Annotated in this window: 19 protein-coding genes; 9 read left to right on the top strand and 10 right to left on the bottom strand. The window is 71.7% G+C overall.

The annotated features are described in order from the left end of the window. The first annotated feature begins 323 nt into the window (after positions 1-323). The 3 genes from ACLVWQ_RS32700 to ACLVWQ_RS32710 all read left to right on the top strand — a co-directional run bounded on the left by ACLVWQ_RS32700 (position 324) and on the right by ACLVWQ_RS32710 (position 5,339). Positions 324-953, top strand: coding sequence for a helix-turn-helix transcriptional regulator (locus ACLVWQ_RS32700; protein WP_414112858.1), 630 nt, complete (start codon positions 324-326; stop codon positions 951-953). Between the two features lie 262 nt (positions 954-1,215). Continuing rightward, positions 1,216-2,688 carry a 3' terminal RNA ribose 2'-O-methyltransferase Hen1 gene (locus ACLVWQ_RS32705; protein WP_414112859.1) on the top strand — a complete coding sequence of 491 codons (1,473 nt, stop codon included), beginning with the start codon at positions 1,216-1,218 and terminating at the stop codon, positions 2,686-2,688. Beyond that, positions 2,685-5,339: a polynucleotide kinase-phosphatase gene (locus ACLVWQ_RS32710; protein WP_414112860.1), complete on the top strand. Its 2,655-nt coding sequence runs from the start codon at positions 2,685-2,687 to the stop codon at positions 5,337-5,339. The genes ACLVWQ_RS32705 and ACLVWQ_RS32710 overlap by 4 nt, the downstream gene beginning before the upstream one ends. A gap of 139 nt (positions 5,340-5,478) precedes the next feature. Here the strand turns inward: ACLVWQ_RS32710 and ACLVWQ_RS32715 are convergent, their stop codons facing one another. Next, the gene (locus ACLVWQ_RS32715) at positions 5,479-6,393 is read right to left on the bottom strand and encodes a hypothetical protein (RefSeq protein WP_414112861.1); all 915 of its coding nucleotides are present in this window, start codon (positions 6,391-6,393) and stop codon (positions 5,479-5,481) included. Next, entirely contained in the window at positions 6,390-7,427 is a 1,038-nt protein-coding gene (locus ACLVWQ_RS32720; RefSeq protein WP_414112862.1) for an SPFH domain-containing protein, read from the bottom strand. Before ACLVWQ_RS32720 ends, ACLVWQ_RS32715 begins: the two co-directional genes overlap by 4 nt. Before the next feature lie 187 nt (positions 7,428-7,614). On the opposite strand from ACLVWQ_RS32720, the gene ACLVWQ_RS32725 reads away from it, so the two are divergent. Beyond that, on the top strand, positions 7,615-8,844 hold the full coding sequence (locus ACLVWQ_RS32725) for an arginine deiminase (protein ID WP_414112863.1): 1,230 nt from the start codon (positions 7,615-7,617) through the stop codon (positions 8,842-8,844). 120 nt (positions 8,845-8,964) lie between these two features. After that, a complete protein-coding gene (argF, locus tag ACLVWQ_RS32730) occupies positions 8,965-9,972 on the top strand; it encodes an ornithine carbamoyltransferase (RefSeq protein WP_414112864.1) in 1,008 nt (335 codons plus the stop codon). 19 nt (positions 9,973-9,991) lie between these two features. Here argF and ACLVWQ_RS32735 read toward each other — a convergent pair whose 3' ends face one another. The 3 genes from ACLVWQ_RS32735 to ACLVWQ_RS32745 all read right to left on the bottom strand — a co-directional run bounded on the left by ACLVWQ_RS32735 (position 9,992) and on the right by ACLVWQ_RS32745 (position 11,673). Further along, positions 9,992-10,447: an ATP-binding protein gene (locus ACLVWQ_RS32735; RefSeq protein WP_414112865.1), complete on the bottom strand. Its 456-nt coding sequence runs from the start codon at positions 10,445-10,447 to the stop codon at positions 9,992-9,994. Positions 10,448-10,553: 106 nt separating this feature from the next. Next, positions 10,554-11,399 (bottom strand): PaaX family transcriptional regulator C-terminal domain-containing protein, encoded by an 846-nt coding sequence (locus tag ACLVWQ_RS32740; RefSeq protein ID WP_414112866.1) that lies wholly within the window; start codon positions 11,397-11,399, stop codon positions 10,554-10,556. 25 nt (positions 11,400-11,424) lie between these two features. Then, on the bottom strand, positions 11,425-11,673 hold the full coding sequence (locus tag ACLVWQ_RS32745; protein WP_414112867.1) for a DUF5999 family protein: 249 nt from the start codon (positions 11,671-11,673) through the stop codon (positions 11,425-11,427). A 253-nt stretch (positions 11,674-11,926) separates the two neighbouring features. Here ACLVWQ_RS32745 and ACLVWQ_RS32750 point away from each other — a divergent pair, with 253 nt between their 5' ends. Further along, complete coding sequence (locus ACLVWQ_RS32750) at positions 11,927-12,379, top strand: DUF6299 family protein (RefSeq protein WP_414112868.1); 453 nt, start codon at positions 11,927-11,929, stop codon at positions 12,377-12,379. Between the two features lie 106 nt (positions 12,380-12,485). On the opposite strand, the gene ACLVWQ_RS32755 is transcribed toward ACLVWQ_RS32750, so the two are convergent. Further along, positions 12,486-13,355, bottom strand: coding sequence for a ketopantoate reductase family protein (locus ACLVWQ_RS32755; protein ID WP_414112869.1), 870 nt, complete (start codon positions 13,353-13,355; stop codon positions 12,486-12,488). 138 nt (positions 13,356-13,493) lie between these two features. On the opposite strand from ACLVWQ_RS32755, the gene ACLVWQ_RS32760 reads away from it, so the two are divergent. Further along, positions 13,494-14,123 (top strand): TetR/AcrR family transcriptional regulator, encoded by a 630-nt coding sequence (locus ACLVWQ_RS32760; RefSeq protein WP_414112870.1) that lies wholly within the window; start codon positions 13,494-13,496, stop codon positions 14,121-14,123. 73 nt (positions 14,124-14,196) lie between these two features. On the opposite strand, the gene ACLVWQ_RS32765 is transcribed toward ACLVWQ_RS32760, so the two are convergent. The 3 genes from ACLVWQ_RS32765 to ACLVWQ_RS32775 form a co-directional block, all read right to left on the bottom strand. After that, positions 14,197-14,799, bottom strand: a complete 603-nt coding sequence (locus ACLVWQ_RS32765; RefSeq protein WP_414112871.1) for an ALF repeat-containing protein — start codon at positions 14,797-14,799, stop codon at positions 14,197-14,199. A gap of 257 nt (positions 14,800-15,056) precedes the next feature. Beyond that, positions 15,057-15,521 carry a peptidoglycan-binding domain-containing protein gene (locus ACLVWQ_RS32770; RefSeq protein ID WP_414112872.1) on the bottom strand — a complete coding sequence of 155 codons (465 nt, stop codon included), beginning with the start codon at positions 15,519-15,521 and terminating at the stop codon, positions 15,057-15,059. Positions 15,522-15,705: 184 nt separating this feature from the next. Further along, positions 15,706-16,149, bottom strand: coding sequence for a peptidoglycan-binding domain-containing protein (locus tag ACLVWQ_RS32775; RefSeq protein ID WP_414112873.1), 444 nt, complete (start codon positions 16,147-16,149; stop codon positions 15,706-15,708). A gap of 310 nt (positions 16,150-16,459) precedes the next feature. Here ACLVWQ_RS32775 and ACLVWQ_RS32780 point away from each other — a divergent pair, with 310 nt between their 5' ends. Together ACLVWQ_RS32780 and ACLVWQ_RS32785 are read left to right on the top strand one after the other, a co-directional pair. Next, on the top strand, positions 16,460-17,317 hold the full coding sequence (locus ACLVWQ_RS32780) for a peptidoglycan-binding protein (RefSeq protein ID WP_414112874.1): 858 nt from the start codon (positions 16,460-16,462) through the stop codon (positions 17,315-17,317). Then, positions 17,314-18,222 (top strand): DUF2690 domain-containing protein, encoded by a 909-nt coding sequence (locus ACLVWQ_RS32785; protein ID WP_414112875.1) that lies wholly within the window; start codon positions 17,314-17,316, stop codon positions 18,220-18,222. Before ACLVWQ_RS32780 ends, ACLVWQ_RS32785 begins: the two co-directional genes overlap by 4 nt. Before the next feature lie 66 nt (positions 18,223-18,288). On the opposite strand, the gene ACLVWQ_RS32790 is transcribed toward ACLVWQ_RS32785, so the two are convergent. Further along, on the bottom strand, positions 18,289-18,651 hold a 363-nt coding region (locus ACLVWQ_RS32790; protein WP_414112876.1), incomplete at its 5' end, for a DNA-directed RNA polymerase subunit alpha C-terminal domain-containing protein.

An 18,651-nucleotide genomic window follows, 5' to 3' on the forward strand; every position in this document is an offset into this window, starting at 1 on the left:
CTCGGGATGCGGTGTCGCGGTGTCGCGGGGTTGCGGTGTCGTGGTGTTCCCGCGACGGTCTGACGCGAACGACGCTAGGCGCGCGCCCCGGAGCCCCGCATCGGCCGACCGTCCAGGTTCCCGGTCCGACTGTCCAGGTTCCCGGTCCGAACGGCCGGGCCCACGGTCCGAACGGCCGGTCCGTCGGCGAGTACCTCGTCACACGGCCAGAGCTGGGGATACGTAGTTCTCACCGACGCGAAAGTGTCCTTGATCGCGCCATCGTCGGTCACAGCCACGGATCACGTCGTCCAGGACGTCTCCGGACCGAGCGGGAGCTTGTCATGGAACGTCTCGGGGTCGTCGTCGACTCGTCCGATCACCTCACTCGTATCGCCCTTGAGCACCTTCTGGAAGTGGGGCTGAGCGGCAAGGTCGAGATCCTCACCCCGGGGGAACAGGCTCGGGCGCATGTCCTGGTGCACGCGACCCACTGGTTCGGCCCCGCGGTGGCGAGCCGGGTACGCCTGAAAGCGGTCGAGCTGGACGTCCCTGTCGTCCTCGTCGTCGACGCCCTCGACGAAGGGGACCTCCTGGCGACCGTACGCAGCCGGGTGGTCGCGGTCGCGCTCCGCTCGACGATCACGGCCGACTCGCTGGCCGACCACGTCGTCTGCGCCGCCGCCGGCGGCGCGGTGCTGCCGCCGGACCTGCTCGGCACCTTCCTGACCCAGGTGCGCAAGATCCACCGCGACCTGACCGCGCAACGCGGCGTCAATGAACTCAGCCTGTCGCAGCGGGAGGTCGACGTGCTGCGCCTGCTGGCCGAAGGGCACGACACCGGCGAGATCGGCAAGCGGCTCTCGTACTCGGAACGCACCATCAAGACCGTCCTGTCCACCGTGATCAACCGGCTCGGCGCACGCAACAGGGCCCACGCGGTGGCCAGCGCGATCCGGTCCGGCGTCGTGTGAACCCCGTGACCGAACTCCCGCCCGAACTCTTGCCTGAACTCCTGCCTGAACCCCTGCCTGAATCCGTGACGGACCCCGCATGCGCCGGAGGAAAATCCCTGAGCGCACCGCTGAGGCTCGCTGTACGTTGTGGGAGCGCGCTGGAGGCAGGTGTGTCGCGCGGGCGGTCGGCCGCGGCGTGACGCAGGCACCGCCATGAGGTCGAGAAAGGACCAGAGGCAGTGCCCACCCGAGCGCGACAGCTTTCCGAGGCAGGTCCACCGTGTTCCTGACGATCAGTACCACCGGCACCCCCGAGCGCCCCGCGACCGACCTCGGCTTCCTGCTGCACAAGCATCCCGACAACGCGCAGGGGTTCTCGACCTCCTACGGCACGGCCCACGTCTTCTACCCCGAGGCGAGCGCGGAGCGCTGCACGGCGGCCCTGCTCCTGGAGGTCGACGCGGTCGCCCTCGTCCGGCGCGGCAGGGGCAAGGGCCGTGGCGGAGCACCGGACGCGGCTCTCGCGCAGTACGTCAACGACCGTCCGTACGCGGCTTCGTCGCTGCTCGCCGTGGCGCTGAGCGGGGTTTTCACCAGCGCGATGAAGGGCGTGTGCCGTGCCAGGCCCGAGCTGCCCGCGCGGCCGCTGCCCCTGCGCGTCGAGGTGCCCGCGCTGCCGGCCCGCGGCGGCGCCGACGTCGTACGCGCCCTCTTCGAACCGCTCGGGTGGACGGTGAGCGCGGAACCCGTGGCGCTGGACACCGAGTTCCCGGAGTGGGGCGACTCGCGGTACGTGAGCCTCGTACTCGAGGGCGAGCAGCGCCTGGGTGACGCGCTGCGGCACCTGTACGTCCTGCTGCCGGTGCTCGACGACGCCAAGCACTACTGGGTCTCCTCCGACGAGGTGGACAAGCTGCTGCGGGCCGGGGAGGGCTGGCTGCCGGACCACCCGGAGCAGAAGCTGATCACCAGCCGCTATCTGTCGCGCCGTTGGTCGCTCACCAGGGAGGCCAGGGAGCGGCTGGAGCTGGTACGGCTCGCCGAGTCGGACGACAGCGCGGTCGAGGACATCGACAACGCCGTCGACGAGCAGAAGGACACCGAGGAGAAGCCCGTACCGCTCGCCGTGCTGCGACGGGACGCGGTCCTCACCGCGCTGCGGACGGCCGACGCCGCCCGGGTGCTCGATCTCGGGTGCGGGCAGGGCCAGTTGGTGCAGGAGCTGCTGAAGGACCCGCGCTTCACCGAGATCGTCGGGGTCGACGTGTCGATGCGGGCGCTCACCATCGCCTCGCGGCGGCTCAAGCTGGACCGGATGGGGGAGCGGCAGGCCGCGCGGGTCACGCTCGTCCAGGGTTCGCTCGCGTACACCGACAAGCGGCTCACGGGGTACGACGCCGCCGTGCTCAGCGAGGTGATCGAGCACCTCGACCTGCCGAGGCTGCCCGCCCTGGAGTACGCGGTGTTCGGCTCCGCGCGCCCCAGGACCGTGCTCGTGACGACGCCGAACGTCGAGTACAACGTCCGCTGGGAGACCCTCCCGGCCGGCCGCGCCCGGCACGGCGACCACCGCTTCGAGTGGACGCGCGCCGAGTTCCGGGCCTGGGCGGACACGGTGGCCGAACGGCACGGGTACGGCGTGGAGTTCGTCCCCGTCGGGCCCGACGACCCCGAGGTGGGGCCACCGACCCAGATGGCCGTCTTCACCCTGACGACGACCCGCCGGAACGCGAGAGAGGAGAGGGCCGCATGACCGACGACGAGACCGACAACCAGACCGACGACATGACCGGCAAGGGGCCCGACGACGCGACCGAGAACGCGGTGGGGAGCGCGGCCGAGAACTCGGCCGGGAACGCGGTCGGCGAGACCGCCGAGGTGCGTTCGCTGCCCGTCACCGACCTCTCCCTCGTCGTGCTGATCGGCGCCTCCGGGTCCGGCAAGTCCACCTTCGCCCGGCGGCACTTCAAGCCCACCGAGGTCATCTCGTCGGACTTCTGCCGGGGTCTGGTCGCCGACGACGAGAACGACCAGGGCGCCAGCAAGGACGCCTTCGACGTCCTGCACTACATCGCGGGCAAACGGCTCGCGGCGGGCCGGCGCACCGTCGTGGACGCGACCAGCGTGCAGCAGGAGAGCCGCAGGCAGCTGATCGAGCTGGCCAGGAAGCACGACGTGCTGCCCATCGCCATCGTGCTCGACGTGCCCGAGGAGGTGTGCGCCGAGCGCAACGCCTCGCGCACCGACCGTGCCGACATGCCGCGCCGTGTCATCCAGCGGCACATCCGCGAACTGCGCCGCTCCTTGCGGCACTTGGAGCGGGAGGGATTCAGGAAGGTGCACATCCTGCGGGGTGTGGAGGCGGTCGAGACCGCCGAGGTGCGCACCGAGAAGCGGTACAACGACCTGACCCACCTCACCGGACCGTTCGACATCATCGGCGACGTCCACGGCTGCGCCGCCGAACTGGAAGCGCTGCTGGGCAAGTTGGGCTACGCGGACGGCGTGCACCCCGAGGGGCGTACGGCCGTGTTCGTCGGTGACCTCGTCGACCGCGGCCCCGACTCCCCGGGCGTCCTGCGCCGGGTGATGTCGATGGTCGGCTCGGGCGACGCGCTGTGCGTGCCGGGCAACCACGAGAACAAGTACGGCCGTCACCTCAAGGGCCGCAAGGTCCGGCACACCCACGGCCTCGCCGAGACCGTCGAGCAGATGGAGCGCGAGAGCGACGAGTTCAGGCAGCGGGTACGGGAGTTCGTGGACGGGCTCGTCAGCCACTACGTCCTGGACGGCGGCAACCTCGTCGTCTGCCACGCGGGCCTGCCCGAGAAGTACCACGGCCGCACCTCGGGCCGGGTGCGCTCGCACGCGCTGTACGGCGAGACCACCGGTGAGACCGACGAGTTCGGGCTGCCGGTGCGCTACCCGTGGGCCGAGGACTACCGGGGCCGGGCGGCGGTCGTCTACGGCCACACCCCCGTGCCGGAGGCCACCTGGCTCAACAACACCATCTGCCTGGACACCGGAGCCGTGTTCGGCGGCAAGCTCACCGCGCTGCGCTGGCCGGAGCGCGAACTCGTCGACGTACCGGCCGAGCGCGTCTGGTACGAGCCTCTCCGGCCGCTGGTCTCCGAGGCGCCGGGCGGTCACGAGGGCAGGCCGCTCGACCTAGCGGACGTGCACGGCCGGCGGGTCGTCGAGACCCGGCACGCGGGGCGGGTCTCCGTGCGCGAGGAGAACGCGGCGGCGGCCCTGGAGGTCATGAGCCGCTTCGCGGTGGACCCGCGCCTGATGCCGTACCTGCCGCCGACCATGGCACCCACGGCGACCTCGAGGGTGGAGGGCTACCTGGAGCACCCGGCGGAGGCCTTCGAGCAGTACCGGGCGGACGGGGTCGCGCGGGTCGTCTGCGAGGAGAAGCACATGGGGTCGCGGGCGGTGGCGCTGGTCTGCCGGGACGCCACGGCCGCGCGCGAGCGGTTCGGAGCGGCGACCGAGGTCTCCGGAGCGCTCTACACCCGTACCGGACGGCCCTTCTTCGATGACCCGGCCATGACCGAGGAGATCCTCGGCCGGGTGCGGGACGCCGTCACGGCGGCCGGTCTGTGGGCGGAGCTGGGGACGGACTGGGTGCTGCTCGACGCCGAGCTGCTGCCCTGGTCGCTGAAGGCGTCCGGGCTGCTGCGCTCGCAGTACGCGGCCGTCGGGGCGGCGGCCGGGGCGGTCTTCCCGGGCGCCACGGCCGCCCTGGAGGGAGCCGCGGCACGTGGCGTGGACGTCGGGGACCTGCTGGCCAGGCAGCGCGAACGGGCCGTCGACGCGGCATCCTTCACCGACGCGTACCGGCGCTACTGCTGGCCCACGTCCGGTCTGGAGGGAGTGCGGCTCGCACCCTTCCAGCTCCTCGCCACCCAGGGCCGGAGCCTGACGGGTGTCCCGCACGACGAGCAACTGGCCCTGATCGACCGGCTGGTGACGGCCGACACGTCCGGGCTGCTGGGCACCACCCGGCGCCTCTTCGTCGACACGGCCGACCCGGCGTCGGTGCGGGCCGGCGTCGACTGGTGGCTGGAGATGACCGGCCGCGGCGGCGAGGGCATGGTCGTCAAACCGCTCGGCGCGCTGGTACGCGGCGAACGGGGCCGCCTGGTCCAGCCCGGCATCAAGTGCCGGGGCCGGGAGTACCTGCGGATCATCTACGGCCCCGAGTACACCAGGCCCGAGAACCTCGACCGGCTGCGGGGGCGCTTCCTCGACCACAAGCGCTCGCTGGCCCTCCGCGAGTACGCGCTGGGCCTGGAGGCCCTGGACCGGCTGGCGGAGGGTGAGCCGCTGTGGCGGGTGCACGAGGCGGTGTTCGGCGTCCTGGCCCTGGAGTCGGAACCGGTGGACCCACGGCTGTAAGGGGTCGCGTCCCTGGGGGCGCGGGGAACTGCGCGATCTTTTGGCGGGCGTCTGGGACGCAGCCCCCAGGGACGGGAAGGGAAGAGAAGGCAAGAGAAGGCAAGAGAAGGGAAGGGGCGGCGGGGGCGAAAACCGCCCCTCACCCCACCAACCGCAGCCTCTCCCCGCACACCCCCACCCGCACCGACTGCCCCCACGTCAACTCCAACGCATCCCCCTCCATCCCGTCCCCGAACGCGATCAGCCGTTCGGACTCGACGGTGAGCGTGAGCCGGGACGCGGCCGACAGCACGCCGGCCACCCGGGACGTACCGGTGACCGGTGAGGGCCACGCCTCCCGGACGAACCACACCAGACGCTCCTCCGTCGGCCGCGGAAGCGGCAGGGAGCCACCCCGCCCCTCCCACACCGACCGGATCCACCCGGTCGCCCCCGTCCCGGTCCCCACCAGCACCCCGGAGGAGGCCTGCGCCTCCACGGCACCCCCGCCGTCCTTGTCCCCGCCGCCCTCAAGACCCAGGCGGTACCGCACGGTCTGGTGCCCGGCCGCGCCCAGGTAGATCTCGTTAAGGGCGAGCAACCGCTGGGTGTCGTCGGCGACCGCCTCGACCATGGTGAGCTCGTCGACGCCGGTGGCCGTCGAGGGCGCCGCGCGCAGCAGCCGCGCCGCGTCCGCGGGACGGTGGCGGACCAGGACCCCCGGATTGCGCCCGGGGTCCGAGTCGATGCCCACCACCGGCTGTCCGGCGAGGTACTTGGCCACGTTCGCCACCAGACCGTCCTGGCCGACCACGACCACCACGTCCTCAGGTGCGAACAGGAACCGGTCCAGATCGGCCCGCTCCACCCGGCTCTGACGCCAGGTCAGCGGAATGGCGGAGGTCACGTCCGTCAGCGCGCGCCGGGTGCGGTGGTGGCGTTCGGCGACCTCCTCGATGCTCCGGCCGCGGGAGGAGAGGAAGAAGGCGGCCTGTCCGTGCGTGCCGTGGTGGGCCACCAACTCCTCGTACTCCGTGGTGCGGTGGACGATCACGACCCGCGGGGCGAGGCTCATGTCCCGTCCCGCACACCCAGCTTGGCCAGCAGACCGGTCAGCACGTCCGGCGAGATGGTCAGGCTGTCGATGCTGGGCAGGTTCTCCGCCAGCCGCGTCCCGGTCAGCGCGTGCAGTACGGCGACGTCGACCTCGGCGTGCACCCGCAGCCAGGCGGCCTGGGCCTGCGCCCGAGCCTCCCCGACCTCACGGGCCGCTTCGGCCTCCGCCCGCGCGAGCCGTACGGAACGGGTCGCCTCGGCGTCCGCGAGCCGTACCGTACGGGCGGCCTCGGCCGTGGCGTGGACCGTGTCCGCCGCCGCGTGCTCCTCCGCCTCACGGCGCGTGTTCGTACCGCGCTGCTCGACCAACTGCTCCTCGCGCCGGGCGAGTTCGATCTGGCTCGCGAGTTCGTTCTCGGCGATCGTGCGCTCCCGCTCGACGGCCACCGCCCGCCGTTCGTACGTGGCGCGGTCCGCCTCCTGCTGGATCTGCTCGCGGGCCGGTGTGCGCAGCGCCCGTTCCACCTCGGGCTCCGGGCGCAGCGCCACCACGCGGACGGCGACCACCTCGATGCCGGTGGCGGGCAGGCGTGGCTCGGCGGCCAGCCCAGCCGAGACCCGGTCCCGTACCGCCGCCACGCCGTCGACCAGCGCCGACGCCAGTGTCGTACGGGCCAGTACGTCCAGTGCGTGCTGCTGGGCCGTCTCGGTCAGCAGGGTGCCCAGCTGCTCCAGCGGGGCGCCTCGCCATACTCCGGTGTCCGGGTCGATGGAGAAGTCCAGGCGGGCCGAGGCGAGCGCCGGGTCGCTGACCCGGTAGGTGACGGTCGCCTGTACGGCCACGTCCTGGAAGTCGGACGTACGGGCATGGAAGGTCATCGCCAGCTCGCGGTCGTCCACCGGGATCTCGGACAGTGCGGCGGTCAGCGCGCGGAACCAGAAGCTGAGTCCGGGACCGTCGTGCAGCAGCTGTCCGCCGCGGTGGTGCCTGATGTGTGCCGTCGGAGCGCCGCGCAGGTGGCGGCGGCCCAGGCGCCGGGTGATGTCGGCCATCGGATCCCCTCGTTTCTCGTCTGTTGGACGATAACCGGCCACCCTGTTTATCGTCAAGGGGACGAGAAATGGGAACGAGGAGGGACGGGGCGGCGGGTAGGGGGACGGGGAGGGGACGGAAGGAATCAGGGGCGAACCAGCCGCCGCTCGGCGGGTCAACCTGCCCCTCAGTGGTCAGGATGGAGTCATGGGATTCCATGTCGACTCCGAGGCCGGGCGGCTGCGCCGCGTCATCCTGCACCGGCCGGATCTAGAGCTCAAGCGGCTCACGCCCAGCAACAAGGACGCGCTGCTCTTCGACGACGTGCTGTGGGTGCGCAGGGCCCGCGCGGAGCACGACGGGTTCGCGGACGTCCTGCGGGACCGCGGAGTCACCGTCCACCTCTTCGGCGACCTGCTGACCGAGACCGTGGTCATCCCGGAGGCCCGGTCGCTCGTCCTGGACCGGGTCTTCGACGAGAAGGAGTACGGGCCGCTCGCCACCGACCATCTGCGGGCCGCCTTCGAGACCCTGCCGGCCGGTGAGCTGGCCGAGGCGCTGGTCGGCGGGATGACCAAGCGGGAGTTCCTCCAGGCGCACCCCGAGCCGACGTCCGTGCGCTTCCATGTCATGGACCTCGACGACTTCCTGCTCGGGCCGCTGCCCAACCACCTCTTCACCCGGGACACCTCCGCCTGGATCTACGACGGCGTCTCCATCAACGCCATGCGCTGGCCGGCGCGCAAGCGCGAGACCGTGCACTTCGAGGCGATCTACCGGCACCATCCGCTCTTCCGCGACGAGACGTTCCACGTCTGGTCCGAGGGGCAGGCCGACTACCCGTCCACCATCGAGGGCGGCGACGTGCTCGTCATCGGCAACGGCGCGGTGCTCATCGGCATGAGCGAGCGGACCACCCCGCAAGCCGTGGAGATGCTCGCGCACAAGCTCTTCGCCACCGGTTCGGCGCAGACGATCGTGGCGCTCGACATGCCCAAGAAGCGGGCCCTCATGCACCTCGACACGGTGATGACGATGGTCGACGGCGACACCTTCACCCAGTACGCGGGGCTCGGCATGCTCCGCTCGTACACCATCGAGCCGGGCGTCGGGGACAAGGAACTGAAGGTCACCGACCATCCGCCGGAGCACATGCACCGCGCGATCGCCGCGGCGCTCGGGCTGAGCCGGATCCGGGTGCTGACCGCCACCCAGGACGTCCACGCCGCCGAGCGCGAACAGTGGGACGACGGCTGCAACGTCCTCGCGGTCGAACCGGGTGTCGTCGTCGCCTACGAGCGGAACCAGACCACGAACACCCATCTGCGCAAGCAGGGCATCGAGGTGATCGAGATCCCGGGGAGCGAACTGGGGCGGGGAAGGGGCGGCCCGCGCTGTATGAGCTGCCCGGTCGAGCGGGATCCCGTGGGTCGCTAGTCGGTGGAGGGGTCGGGTGGTGGGGGCGGGTCCGGTGGGGCTCGACGGGGGCCGTATAGAAATGTGGGACGTCGTATAGAATTCCAAGAGTCCCTGTTTACGTAACCCTGGAGCGCCCTCATGGCGACAGTCCCGTACGCCCTCGCCGGCCGCCACTTCCTGAAGGAGCTGGACTTCACGAAGGAGGAGTTCCGTGGCCTGATAGAGCTAGCCGCCGAGCTGAAGGCCGCCAAGAAGGCCGGGACGGAGACCCAGTACCTGCGGGGCCGCAACATCGCGCTGATCTTCGAGAAGACGTCGACGCGCACGCGCTGCGCCTTCGAGGTCGCGGCGGCGGACCAGGGCGCGTCGACCACGTACCTCGACCCGTCCGGCTCGCAGATAGGGCACAAGGAGTCCGTGAAGGACACCGCCCGGGTGCTCGGCCGGATGTTCCACGCGATCCAGTACCGGGGCGACAGCCAGGAAGGGGTCGAGGAGCTGGCGGCCCACGCCGGGGTGCCCGTCTACAACGGCCTGACCGACGCCTGGCACCCGACCCAGCTGCTGGCCGACGTGCTCACGATGGTCGAGCACTCCGCCAAGCCGCTGGCCGAGATCGCCTTCGCCTACCTGGGCGACGCCCGGTTCAACATGGGCAACTCGTACCTGATCACCGGCGCGCTGCTCGGCATGGACGTACGGATCGTGGCGCCCAGGTCCTACTGGCCCGCCGAGGAGGTCGTGGACCAGGCGCGCGAGCTCGCGGTGCGCAGCGGGGCCCGGATCACGCTCACCGAGGACGTCGCCGGGGGTGTCCTGGGGGCCGACTTCGTCGCGACGGACGTGTGGGTGTCCATGGGGGAGCCCAAGGAGGTCTGGGACGAGCGCATCGTGGCCCTCGGTCCGTACGCGGTGACGATGGACGTCCTGCGGGCCACCGGCAACGCCGACGTCAAGTTCCTGCACTGCCTGCCGGCCTTCCACGACCTGGGCACCAAGGTCGGCCGCGAGATCCACGAGCGGCACGGCCTGGACTCCCTGGAGGTCACCGACGAGGTCTTCGAGTCGGAGCACTCGGTCGTCTTCGACGAGGCGGAGAACCGGCTGCACACGATCAAGGCGATATTGGTGGCGACGCTGGCCTGAGCGGCGTGCGCGGCGTGCGTCACGTCGCCGGCTGCCGCTGGTGCGGTACCACCGGCAGCCGGAACCAGACCGCCTTGCCCGACTCGGTCGGGCGGTGCCCGCACGACGAGCTGAGGGCGCGGATCAGCAGCAGCCCGCGGCCGTGCTCCTGCCAGGGGTCGGGCTCGCAGGGCGGGTCGGGGACCGTGAGGTCGGCCGGCGGGTCGGGGTCGGGGTCGTGCACCTCGACCTGGCAGCCGGTGGGCAGCAGTTCCACGACCAGCTCGATGGGCGCGTCGCCTGTGGTGTGCTCCACGGCGTTGGCCACCAGCTCCGCGGTGAGCAGCTCAGCGGTGTCGCTGTCGGCGGTGTGCTCGATCTCGGCGAGCGCGGTACGCACCAGCGCGCGGGCCACCGGCACGGCCGCGACGGTGTGCGGCAGTGCGATGCGCCAGGAGGCCGGGGCGGATGGCTCGTGCAAGGCAGGTCCGTTCATGGAGCAAGATGTCCTGCTTTCAACTTTAGGTAGGGTACGTCGCGACCGGACAGAGGCGCTCGGCGGGTTCTTTCGGGACGTTCGGCCCGGTGCCCCGGAGTCCCCCTCAGCGGTCCTGGGACACGTCTGCGTCCGGTACGCCCGCGAAGGCGGCCCCGGTGTTCCGCAGCCGCTGGTGCAGGGCCCGGAAGACGGCCGAGGAACGGGCCCCGGGCCAGTCAGGGGGCAGCAGGGCTGGCGGCAGCCCCGGATCGGCGTAGGGGAGATGGCGCCAGGAGTCGAGGGCGAGCAGATAGTCGCGGTACGCCTCTTCGGGCTCCGGCGGGATGTCGGCCCGTGCCTCCCAGTCGCGCAGGACGCACGCGTGGCGGTCGAGGAAGGCCTCGTGCTGCTTGGCGATGGCGGTCAGGTCCCACCAGCGGGCGACCGCCTCCGCCGTCGGCGCGTACCCCAGATGCGTGCCGCGGAACAGCTCCACGTACGGGTCGAGCCGTAGCCGTTCCAGCGTGTGGCGGGTCTCCTCGTAGAGGCGGGCCGGGGCGATCCACACCCCCGGGGCGGCCGTTCCGAAGCCGAGGCCCGACAGGTGCGAGCGCAGTACGTGACGTTTCTGCCGCTCGGACTCCGGCACGGAGAACACCGCGAGGACCCAGGTGTCGTCCCCGGGCGGCGAGGCCGCGTAGACCCGGCGGTCGCCGTCGTCGAGGAGCTGCCGCGCGTCGGGCGACAGCACGTACCCGGCGGCGCCGGCCTCCGTACGGGCCGGCAGGAGCAGCCCGCGACGCTTGAGCCGGGACACCGACGAACGCACGGCGGGCGCGTCGACGCCGACCGCCGCGAGGAGCCGGATCAGCTCGGCCACGGGTACGGGACCAGGGGCGAAGCGGCCGTACGCGCCGTAGAAGGTGACGATGAGGGACCGGGGTGCGTGCTGCTCGGACACGTCGGTCACTCTAGATCGTGACCCTCCCGGGAGATCAGGCGGCGACGGTCAGCAGCCCGACCGGCACCCGGTGCGGACCGACGACCCGCCCGTCGGGGAGCAGCGCGCCGGTGTCGTCGAAGACGATCGCGCCGTCGCACAGCAGGTACCAGCCCTGCTCGGGGTGCGCGGAGACGATGTGCGCGTCGCCGTGGCGGAAGCCGTCGGAACGGTCGGCGCGACCGGAACGGCTGGAGTCGTCGGAGCGGCCGGCGGACGGGCACGAAAGCTGGCGAGAACACATGGTGGGCCTCCACGTGCGGGGAGTTGAGCGGCGTTTTCGTCGCCCGTATGGATAGACCATGCGCTCGCCGCGAACTCATCGGAACCGCCGGGCGGGAAGCGTGACAACACGCGGACAACACTCGGACGGGCCCGATACGGACGATGCCGACTCGCCACCAAAGGAGTGAGGCTCGCCGTCGCAGGGGCGAGGATCACACGCGCGGGCGCGCCGGGCCGGTACGTGTAAAGGCCCCCACCCAGGAGGTACTCCGATGCGAACGCGCCAGGTCATGCACCAGGTCATGGGCACAGCCACCGGTGTGGCGCTGCTGCTGCTCGCCGCCCCGTCCGCCGAAGCCCTGTCCCAACCGGCCCGATCCGCCGGGCCGTTCGAGACGGTGACCGTCGACCCGACGGCCCGCCTCGCCGCGGACGGCACCGTCACCCTGTCCGGCACCTACCGCTGCACGGGCAGCAACGGCCCGGTCTTCGTCAGCTCCTCCCTGAGCCAGGGGGAGTCCCGCTCGCGCAAGGGCGTCGGCGGTACCTCCGCGGTCTGTGACGGCGCCCAGCACCGCTGGACGAACACCGACCGTACGGAGCCGGGCCGGTTCAGGCGCGGCGCGGCGAAGGTCGAGGCGACGCTGATGGAACTGCGCTCGGGCGGCCTCCCGCTGCCGTACTTCCACGCGACCCGGAAGCAGGACGTCACGTTGACCCGTTGACCCGCTGACGAAAGCGCGCTGCTCCCCGCACGTACCCCGCACGCACACGCCCCGGCCCGTTCTCCGTGCCCGACACGCCGGAGAGCGGGCCGGTCCGTGTCGACGGTCAGCCCGACGCGGCGGCCCGCATCTGTTCCGTCAGTCGCTCCAGTTCGGACGTGGTCGCGGACGAGGCGTCACTGAGGCCGCTGTGTACGGCTGTCCGGCTCCGCAGGAAGCGCCGGAGCAGGGCCACGAGCAGCCCTTCCGGCAGGGTCCGCAGCGCGGCGAACCCGCGAGGGACCGGCGGCGTCGCCAGGGCGGCGAGGTTCCGCCGCATGAGGCGGAGCATGCCGAGGACCGCGTCCGGATCGTCGGCCAGCGCCACCGGGCCGCCCGCCGCGTACACCGCCTGCCCGAGTGGTACCTCGAACGCGGCGTGCGTCGTGAGCCAGGCGTCGATCCGCGGCTCGGCCCTGGCGTTGATCCCGGTGGTGCGGAACGTCCGTACGATCCGCTCCAGTCGCGGGGTGGTACGGCCGTCGGGTTCGCCGATCGGCATCGGGACCCGGCGGGTCATGAAGGTGGCCGCGCGGTGGCGGACCACGTCGCCGTCCGTCGTGCCGCCGAACGTGGGGAAGCCGAGCAGCACCCGCTCGTGGCCGATCACCGTGCCCAGCGGCTCCGCGCCGGCCGCCCAGTTGAGCAGGAACAGCACGTCGCCCTCGACGTCGGCGAGCGACTTCAGCACCGCCTCCACCTGGTGGGTACGGACGCAGACGGCGATCAGGTCGTACGCGTCGGCCGGATGCTCGACCACGGGCACCGGTACGTGTCTGACGGCCGGGCCGTCTCCCTCCGCGAGCCGTACGCCGTGCCGGCGCAGGGCGGCCAGGCGCTCGCCCCGGGCGAGGAGCGAGACGTCGTGGCCGGCCTCGTGCATGTGTGTGGCGAACAGGCTGCCGGTGACCCCGGCGCCGTAGACGAGCAGTTTCATGGCAACCCTCAATGCGGTCTATGTGGTCTCTGCGACCTGCGTGGCCTACGTGGTCCCCGCGTGGGTCCCCTGCGTGGTCTACGCGGCCGCGTGTCAGTCATACGTTCGTTTGATTCAAACATATGTATAGTCGCACACATGGCGCCACCCGATACCCGCACCCAGATCCTCGACGCGGCCGAACGACTCTTCGCCGAGCGCGGGTACCGCGGCACGTCGGTCCGCGCGATCACCGACCTCGCCGGGGCGAACCTGGCCGCCGTCGGGTACCACTTCGGCTCGAAGGCGGAACTCCTGGCCGCGGTCGCCCGCCGCGTGATCGAACCCATCAACGCCGCGCAGTGTGCCGGGCTCGACCGGCTGCTCGCCCGGACCCCGGACCCGTCGGTCGCCGAACTGGTGGAGGCGTTCGCGGGGCCGATGTTCGACGGGATGCGGGCCGGCGACGAGGGCGGTGCCCGGACGTCCCGGCTGATCGTGACGATCCTCAGCGACCCGGCCGAGGAGGTGCGCAGCTGGACCGGCCCGGCCGAGGCCACCGTCCGTGACCGCTACGTGGCGGCCTTCGGGCGCGCCCTGCCGGGCCTCGCCCAGGAGGAGCTGTGGTTCCGGATGCGGGGGCTGCTCGCCGTGACGGCCGTGGACCGCGTCGAGGTCTACAACCGGCCCTCCCCGGACTGCCCGTCCCCGGTGGCGGGCGAGGCGGCCCGGCGCTGGGCGATCACGTTCCTGGCGGCGGCGATGAGCGCGCCACCGAGCGGGACCTGACGACCGCGCCGGGCCGGACGCACGGCCGGTTGTCAGGCCGGACGCCGCCGGGCCGGCCGAGGGGCCGCGGGCCTCAGGCGTCGACCTCGTACTGGCCGAACTCGATGAAGTAGCGCAGCGTTTCCGGGGTGTTGTCGTCCAGGACCGCGTTCGCCGCCGCGCGCAGGGCGGCGCTGATGCCGGGATCGGCCAGGATACGGGCGACGGCGACGCTGTCGTCCTCGGCCTGCGCGAGGCGGAGCCCGGTTTCGAGGAACGCGCGCACGGCCTCCGGGCTGCCGTCGTCGAGGGCCTTGCCGGCCTCGCGGATGACGGCCCTGCCGTTGTCGGGGGCGGCCAGGATGCGCGCGATGGCGACGCTGTCGTCCTCGGCCTGCGCGAGGCGGTAACCGGTATCGAGCCAGGCGAGCATCTCGGCCACGGTGCCGTTGTCGAGGAGGGCGTCGGCCTCCCGGGTCACGCGCTTGCCGCTGTCGGGGTCGGCCAGGATGCGGAGGATCGCGATGCGCAGGTCGTCCGGGTCCGTCTCGTCGTAGGAGGAGCCCGGGTCCGAGGCCGTGGCGGCGGTCGACGGCGTCGCGGCGGCGGCGAAGGACGGTGTGGAGAACAGCAGGGCCGGGGCAAGGGCGCCGGCGGCGACGGCGAGTATCACGCGGGTCGGTCGGGTCGGTCTCACTGAGCGAACCACCTTCTGTCGTAGTCAGGGGTCTGACGGGGCACAGCGGGGGAATCGTCTCGAAGACGCCCGGACCGGCGCACTGTCCGGATCACGCAGTCTTCGCCGGTCCCTCGTTGCCCATGCCTGAACCCGCCAGGGCCGGATGCCGGATGCCGGGCCCTTGACGACACACACGCGCGCGGCCGGTCACCTCCCGCAGGTCGCAGACCGCAGGAAAGGGACTGGCCGCGCGCGCGTGCGGCCGCTCGCTCGGCTCAGCCGCAGGCGTCGATCGCGTCGGTGTAGTACGCGAACGCGGCCTGGGTCGCAGTTCCGGCGACCCCGTCGACGTCCAGCTCGAAGGGGGTGACGGCGTTGAGGAAGCGTTGCAGCGCGGCGATCGTGTCGGGTCCGACGACTCCGTCGATGCTGCCGGGTTTGTAGCCGTGGTCGCTCAGCAGCCTCTGCGCCGCCGTCCAGCTGTTGGTGCCCAGCTGTCCGTCGATCGTGCCGGGGGAGTACCCATGGCCCCGCAGGTAGCACTGCCAGCTCTTCGCCTGGGCGGTGTTCAGTCCCAGGTTGACCACGGCGAGCGTGCCGATCTCGCCGTTCACGACCCGCTGTTGCTGTTGCTGGGCCGGTGCGGGGGCTGCCATGGCCGTGCCCGCGGTGGCCAGACCGCCGGCGGCGATGCCGACCGCGGCGGTGGCACTGACGAGTGCCTTCGTGAGAACTCGCATGTTGTTCCCCTCCGTTGACGTGCGGTGATTCCTGAGAGGTCCCGCTCGCTGATCTGCTGGGATGCCGCTCGCCGTGTCGCTACGGCGGGACTGAGCGGTCCTGAGGTACCTGACGGGACGCGGACGGCCTCCCTCTCCCGTGGGAAGAGAAAGGCCGCGGCATGTGTGCGGTCGTCGGGTCGGCTCAGCAGCCGAAGGAGTTGAAGTCCCAGAACGCGGCTTGGGTCGCCGGTCCGGCGACTCCGTCGACATCAAGGTCGTAGCCCCAGCTGTTCAGGTATTTCTGCAGTGCGCTGATCGTGTTGGGCCCGACGATTCCATCGGGAGTACCGGCACCGAGGCCCCTGCTGTTGAACAGCTTCTGCGCTGCCGTCCAGCTGCTGCTGCCCAGCTGCCCGTCGATCGCGCCCGGGTCGTAGCCACTGTCCTCCAGCCAGCACTGCCAGTTCTTGGCTCGGGTGGTGTTCAGTCCCAGGTTGACCACCGCGAGTGTGCCGATCTCGCCGGTCGCCGTCTGGTGCTGGGTGGGTGCGGGGGCTGCCATGGCCGTGCCCGCGGTGGCCAGGCCGCCGGCGGCGATGCCGATCGCGGCGGTGGCACTGACGAGTGCCTTCGTGAGAGCTCGCATGTTGTTCCCCTCCGTTGACGTGCGGTGAACGGGGCCCGGCCTCACCGGGCCGGCTCCACGACGAGACTGCGGCTTCGGTGCGCTGCCCGGCCACGGTTGACGCAGAAGTGGCGTCCTCCCGGGACGTCCCACCCACCGACCTGCTGGGATGTCACCCGCCGCGTCGGCACCGCGGGACGCCCGCGCGCAGGAGTGGCCGGATTTGCACGAGGGCTTGGAGGGCGCTCCGTGGGCTCCGTGACGATTGCTGCACAATGAAACTGGAATATGAGGGGCCGGATCAGCGGCCCCTGACGCGAGCGGGGGAAACATGTCGCGTTGGAAAGAACTGCCTGCCGAACTGCATCCACAGGTGCACCAGTTGATCGTGCGGCTGCGCAGGCTGAAGGACCGCGGCGAGCTGAGTACGCGTCAACTGGCCGCGAAGACCGGGTACAGCGCGAGGTCGTGGCAGCGGTATCTGAACGGCAGGTCGCTGCCGCCCCGGGAGGCCGTCGAGGCGGCGGCCCGTGTCGGCGGTGACGATCCGGCCAGGTTGCTCGTGCTGCACGAGATCGCCGCCGAGCGCTGGGCGGAGGGACGCGCGGCCGCCCCCGGTGCCGAGGCCGGTGCCACGAAGAGCGGCACGGAAAGCGGCACGGAGCGTGACACGGAAAGCGTCTCTGACGACAACCCGGTGGCGCCGCACCACGTGCCCACGGAGCAGCGGCCGTACGGGCGTTTCCCGCGCGTCGCTGTCACGGCCGGAGCGGTGGCCCTGGTGCTGTCCGTCTCCGCGGTGCTCCTGCTGGCCGTGCGGCTCGCCGACGTCCGTACGCAGCTCGCGGACGCCCGCGCCGTCACGGTCGGGGCGACCCCGGCCATCGTGACGGAGTCCCTGGTGCCGGTCTCGTACACCTGCAGGCTGGAGCAACACGACGGCCGCTGGTACGCGGGCCTGAGCCGCACCACGGACACCATCCTGGCGTACACCCACGTGGGGCCGGAAGTCGCCGAGGCGCAGTGCCTGCTGCGCCGGACGGGCATCCCGCCGGGGGACATCGACGGCATCTTCGGCCCGGAGACACAGCGCGCGGTGCAGAACGTCCAGAAGCGGGACGGGCTCGTCGTGGACGGTGTCATCGGCCCGCACACCTGGAAGGCCCTGCGGGGGGCGGCGCCCGAGTGACCGCGGAACGCAGCCGGCTGGCCACGGCGCTGCGGGAGCTGCGGGCCCGTACGGGGCTGAGCCTGGCGGCGCTGTCGGAGCGGACGGCGTACAGCAAGTCCTCGTGGGAGCGCTACCTCAACGGCAAGAGCCTGCCCCCTCGCCAGGCCGTGATGGAACTGTGCCGGGTCGCGAACGAACCGGCGGGCCGCCTGCTGGCCCTGTGGGAGATCGCCGAGTCGGACTGGAGGGGACGCGCGGCGGTCCCGCTCCCTTCTCCGGCCTCGACCACAGCCATCGCCACCGTCACAGCAGAACCGGGGCCACCACCGCCGTTGCCGTTGCCACTGTCGCAGTCGCTGCCGGGCGGATCGCCGCAGCCCTCCGGTACCGGCCTGCCGCGCCGCCGCAAGGGCCGGCTCATGGTCGTACTGGCATCGGTGTACGCCGTGGTCGTCGGTGGTGTGGCACTGGGCCTCTTCCTGCTGCCGGGCAAGGAGGCTCCGGGGGACGAGCCGCTGTCGGCCTCAGCTCCGTACTCGCTCGCGCCCCAGTGCCACGGAGCGGCCTGCGACGGCCGGGATCCGATGCGTCTGCTCTGCGGCATCGGCCCCGACAACCTCGCCACGTACCGCACCACCACCGGTGCCCACGTGGAACTGCGCTACAGCAAGAAGTGCGGCGCGAGCTGGGCCAGGGTGTGGGGGACCCGGGTCGGCGACCGGGTGGAGGTCACGGTGGGCGGCCCGACCCGCGAGGTGCGTATCGAGGACACGGTCGACACGGAGACCTACGTCTACACCGAGATGAGCGAGGCCCACCCCGGCAGCACGGTCCGGGCCTGCTTCCGTCCCGCGTCGGCCGACGGTGAGCGGGAGTGTGTCGAGGCCCGCGTGGGTGAGGGCTCCGCCACGCGATCGTCGTGACGGCGCCGCCCCCTCCCGTACCAGCGTCGTGGCCGGTACGGGAGAGGGGCGGCGCCGACGCGGTGTTCAGTACTGCTCGGTCTCCACGAACCCGGCGTCCACGTCGTCGTCGTCCGCACCGACGGCGGCGGCGGTCGGGTCGAATCCGGGAGGGCTGTCCTTGAGACCCAGGCCCATGCCGGCGAGCTTGGCCTTGACCTCGTCGATCGACTTCGCGCCGAAGTTGCGGATGTCGAGCAGGTCGGCCTCGGAGCGGGCCACGAGCTCACCCACCGAGTGGACACCCTCGCGCTTGAGGCAGTTGTACGACCGGACGGTGAGCTCGAGCTCCTCGATCGGCATCACCAGGTCGGCGGCGAGGGCGGCGTCGATCGGCGACGGGCCCATGTCGATGCCCTCGGCGTCGATGTTGAGCTCGCGCGCCAGGCC

The sequence above is a fragment of the Streptomyces sp. CWNU-52B genome (assembly GCF_047444975.1).
Classification (GTDB): domain Bacteria; phylum Actinomycetota; class Actinomycetes; order Streptomycetales; family Streptomycetaceae; genus Streptomyces.

Coding starts and splice junctions, on each gene's coding strand:
- ACLVWQ_RS32735 (WP_414112865.1), bottom strand. CDS start 10,447: ATGAACGGACCTGCCTTGCACGAGCCATCCGCCCCGGCCTCCTGGCGC.
- ACLVWQ_RS32775 (WP_414112873.1), bottom strand. CDS start 16,149: ATGCGAGCTCTCACGAAGGCACTCGTCAGTGCCACCGCCGCGATCGGC.
- ACLVWQ_RS32700 (WP_414112858.1), top strand. CDS start 324: ATGGAACGTCTCGGGGTCGTCGTCGACTCGTCCGATCACCTCACTCGT.
- ACLVWQ_RS32710 (WP_414112860.1), top strand. CDS start 2,685: ATGACCGACGACGAGACCGACAACCAGACCGACGACATGACCGGCAAG.
- ACLVWQ_RS32770 (WP_414112872.1), bottom strand. CDS start 15,521: ATGCGAGTTCTCACGAAGGCACTCGTCAGTGCCACCGCCGCGGTCGGC.
- ACLVWQ_RS32760 (WP_414112870.1), top strand. CDS start 13,494: ATGGCGCCACCCGATACCCGCACCCAGATCCTCGACGCGGCCGAACGA.
- ACLVWQ_RS32720 (WP_414112862.1), bottom strand. CDS start 7,427: ATGGCCGACATCACCCGGCGCCTGGGCCGCCGCCACCTGCGCGGCGCT.
- ACLVWQ_RS32745 (WP_414112867.1), bottom strand. CDS start 11,673: ATGTGTTCTCGCCAGCTTTCGTGCCCGTCCGCCGGCCGCTCCGACGAC.
- ACLVWQ_RS32725 (WP_414112863.1), top strand. CDS start 7,615: ATGGGATTCCATGTCGACTCCGAGGCCGGGCGGCTGCGCCGCGTCATC.
- ACLVWQ_RS32715 (WP_414112861.1), bottom strand. CDS start 6,393: ATGAGCCTCGCCCCGCGGGTCGTGATCGTCCACCGCACCACGGAGTAC.
- ACLVWQ_RS32780 (WP_414112874.1), top strand. CDS start 16,460: ATGTCGCGTTGGAAAGAACTGCCTGCCGAACTGCATCCACAGGTGCAC.
- ACLVWQ_RS32750 (WP_414112868.1), top strand. CDS start 11,927: ATGCGAACGCGCCAGGTCATGCACCAGGTCATGGGCACAGCCACCGGT.
- argF (WP_414112864.1), top strand. CDS start 8,965: ATGGCGACAGTCCCGTACGCCCTCGCCGGCCGCCACTTCCTGAAGGAG.
- ACLVWQ_RS32755 (WP_414112869.1), bottom strand. CDS start 13,355: ATGAAACTGCTCGTCTACGGCGCCGGGGTCACCGGCAGCCTGTTCGCC.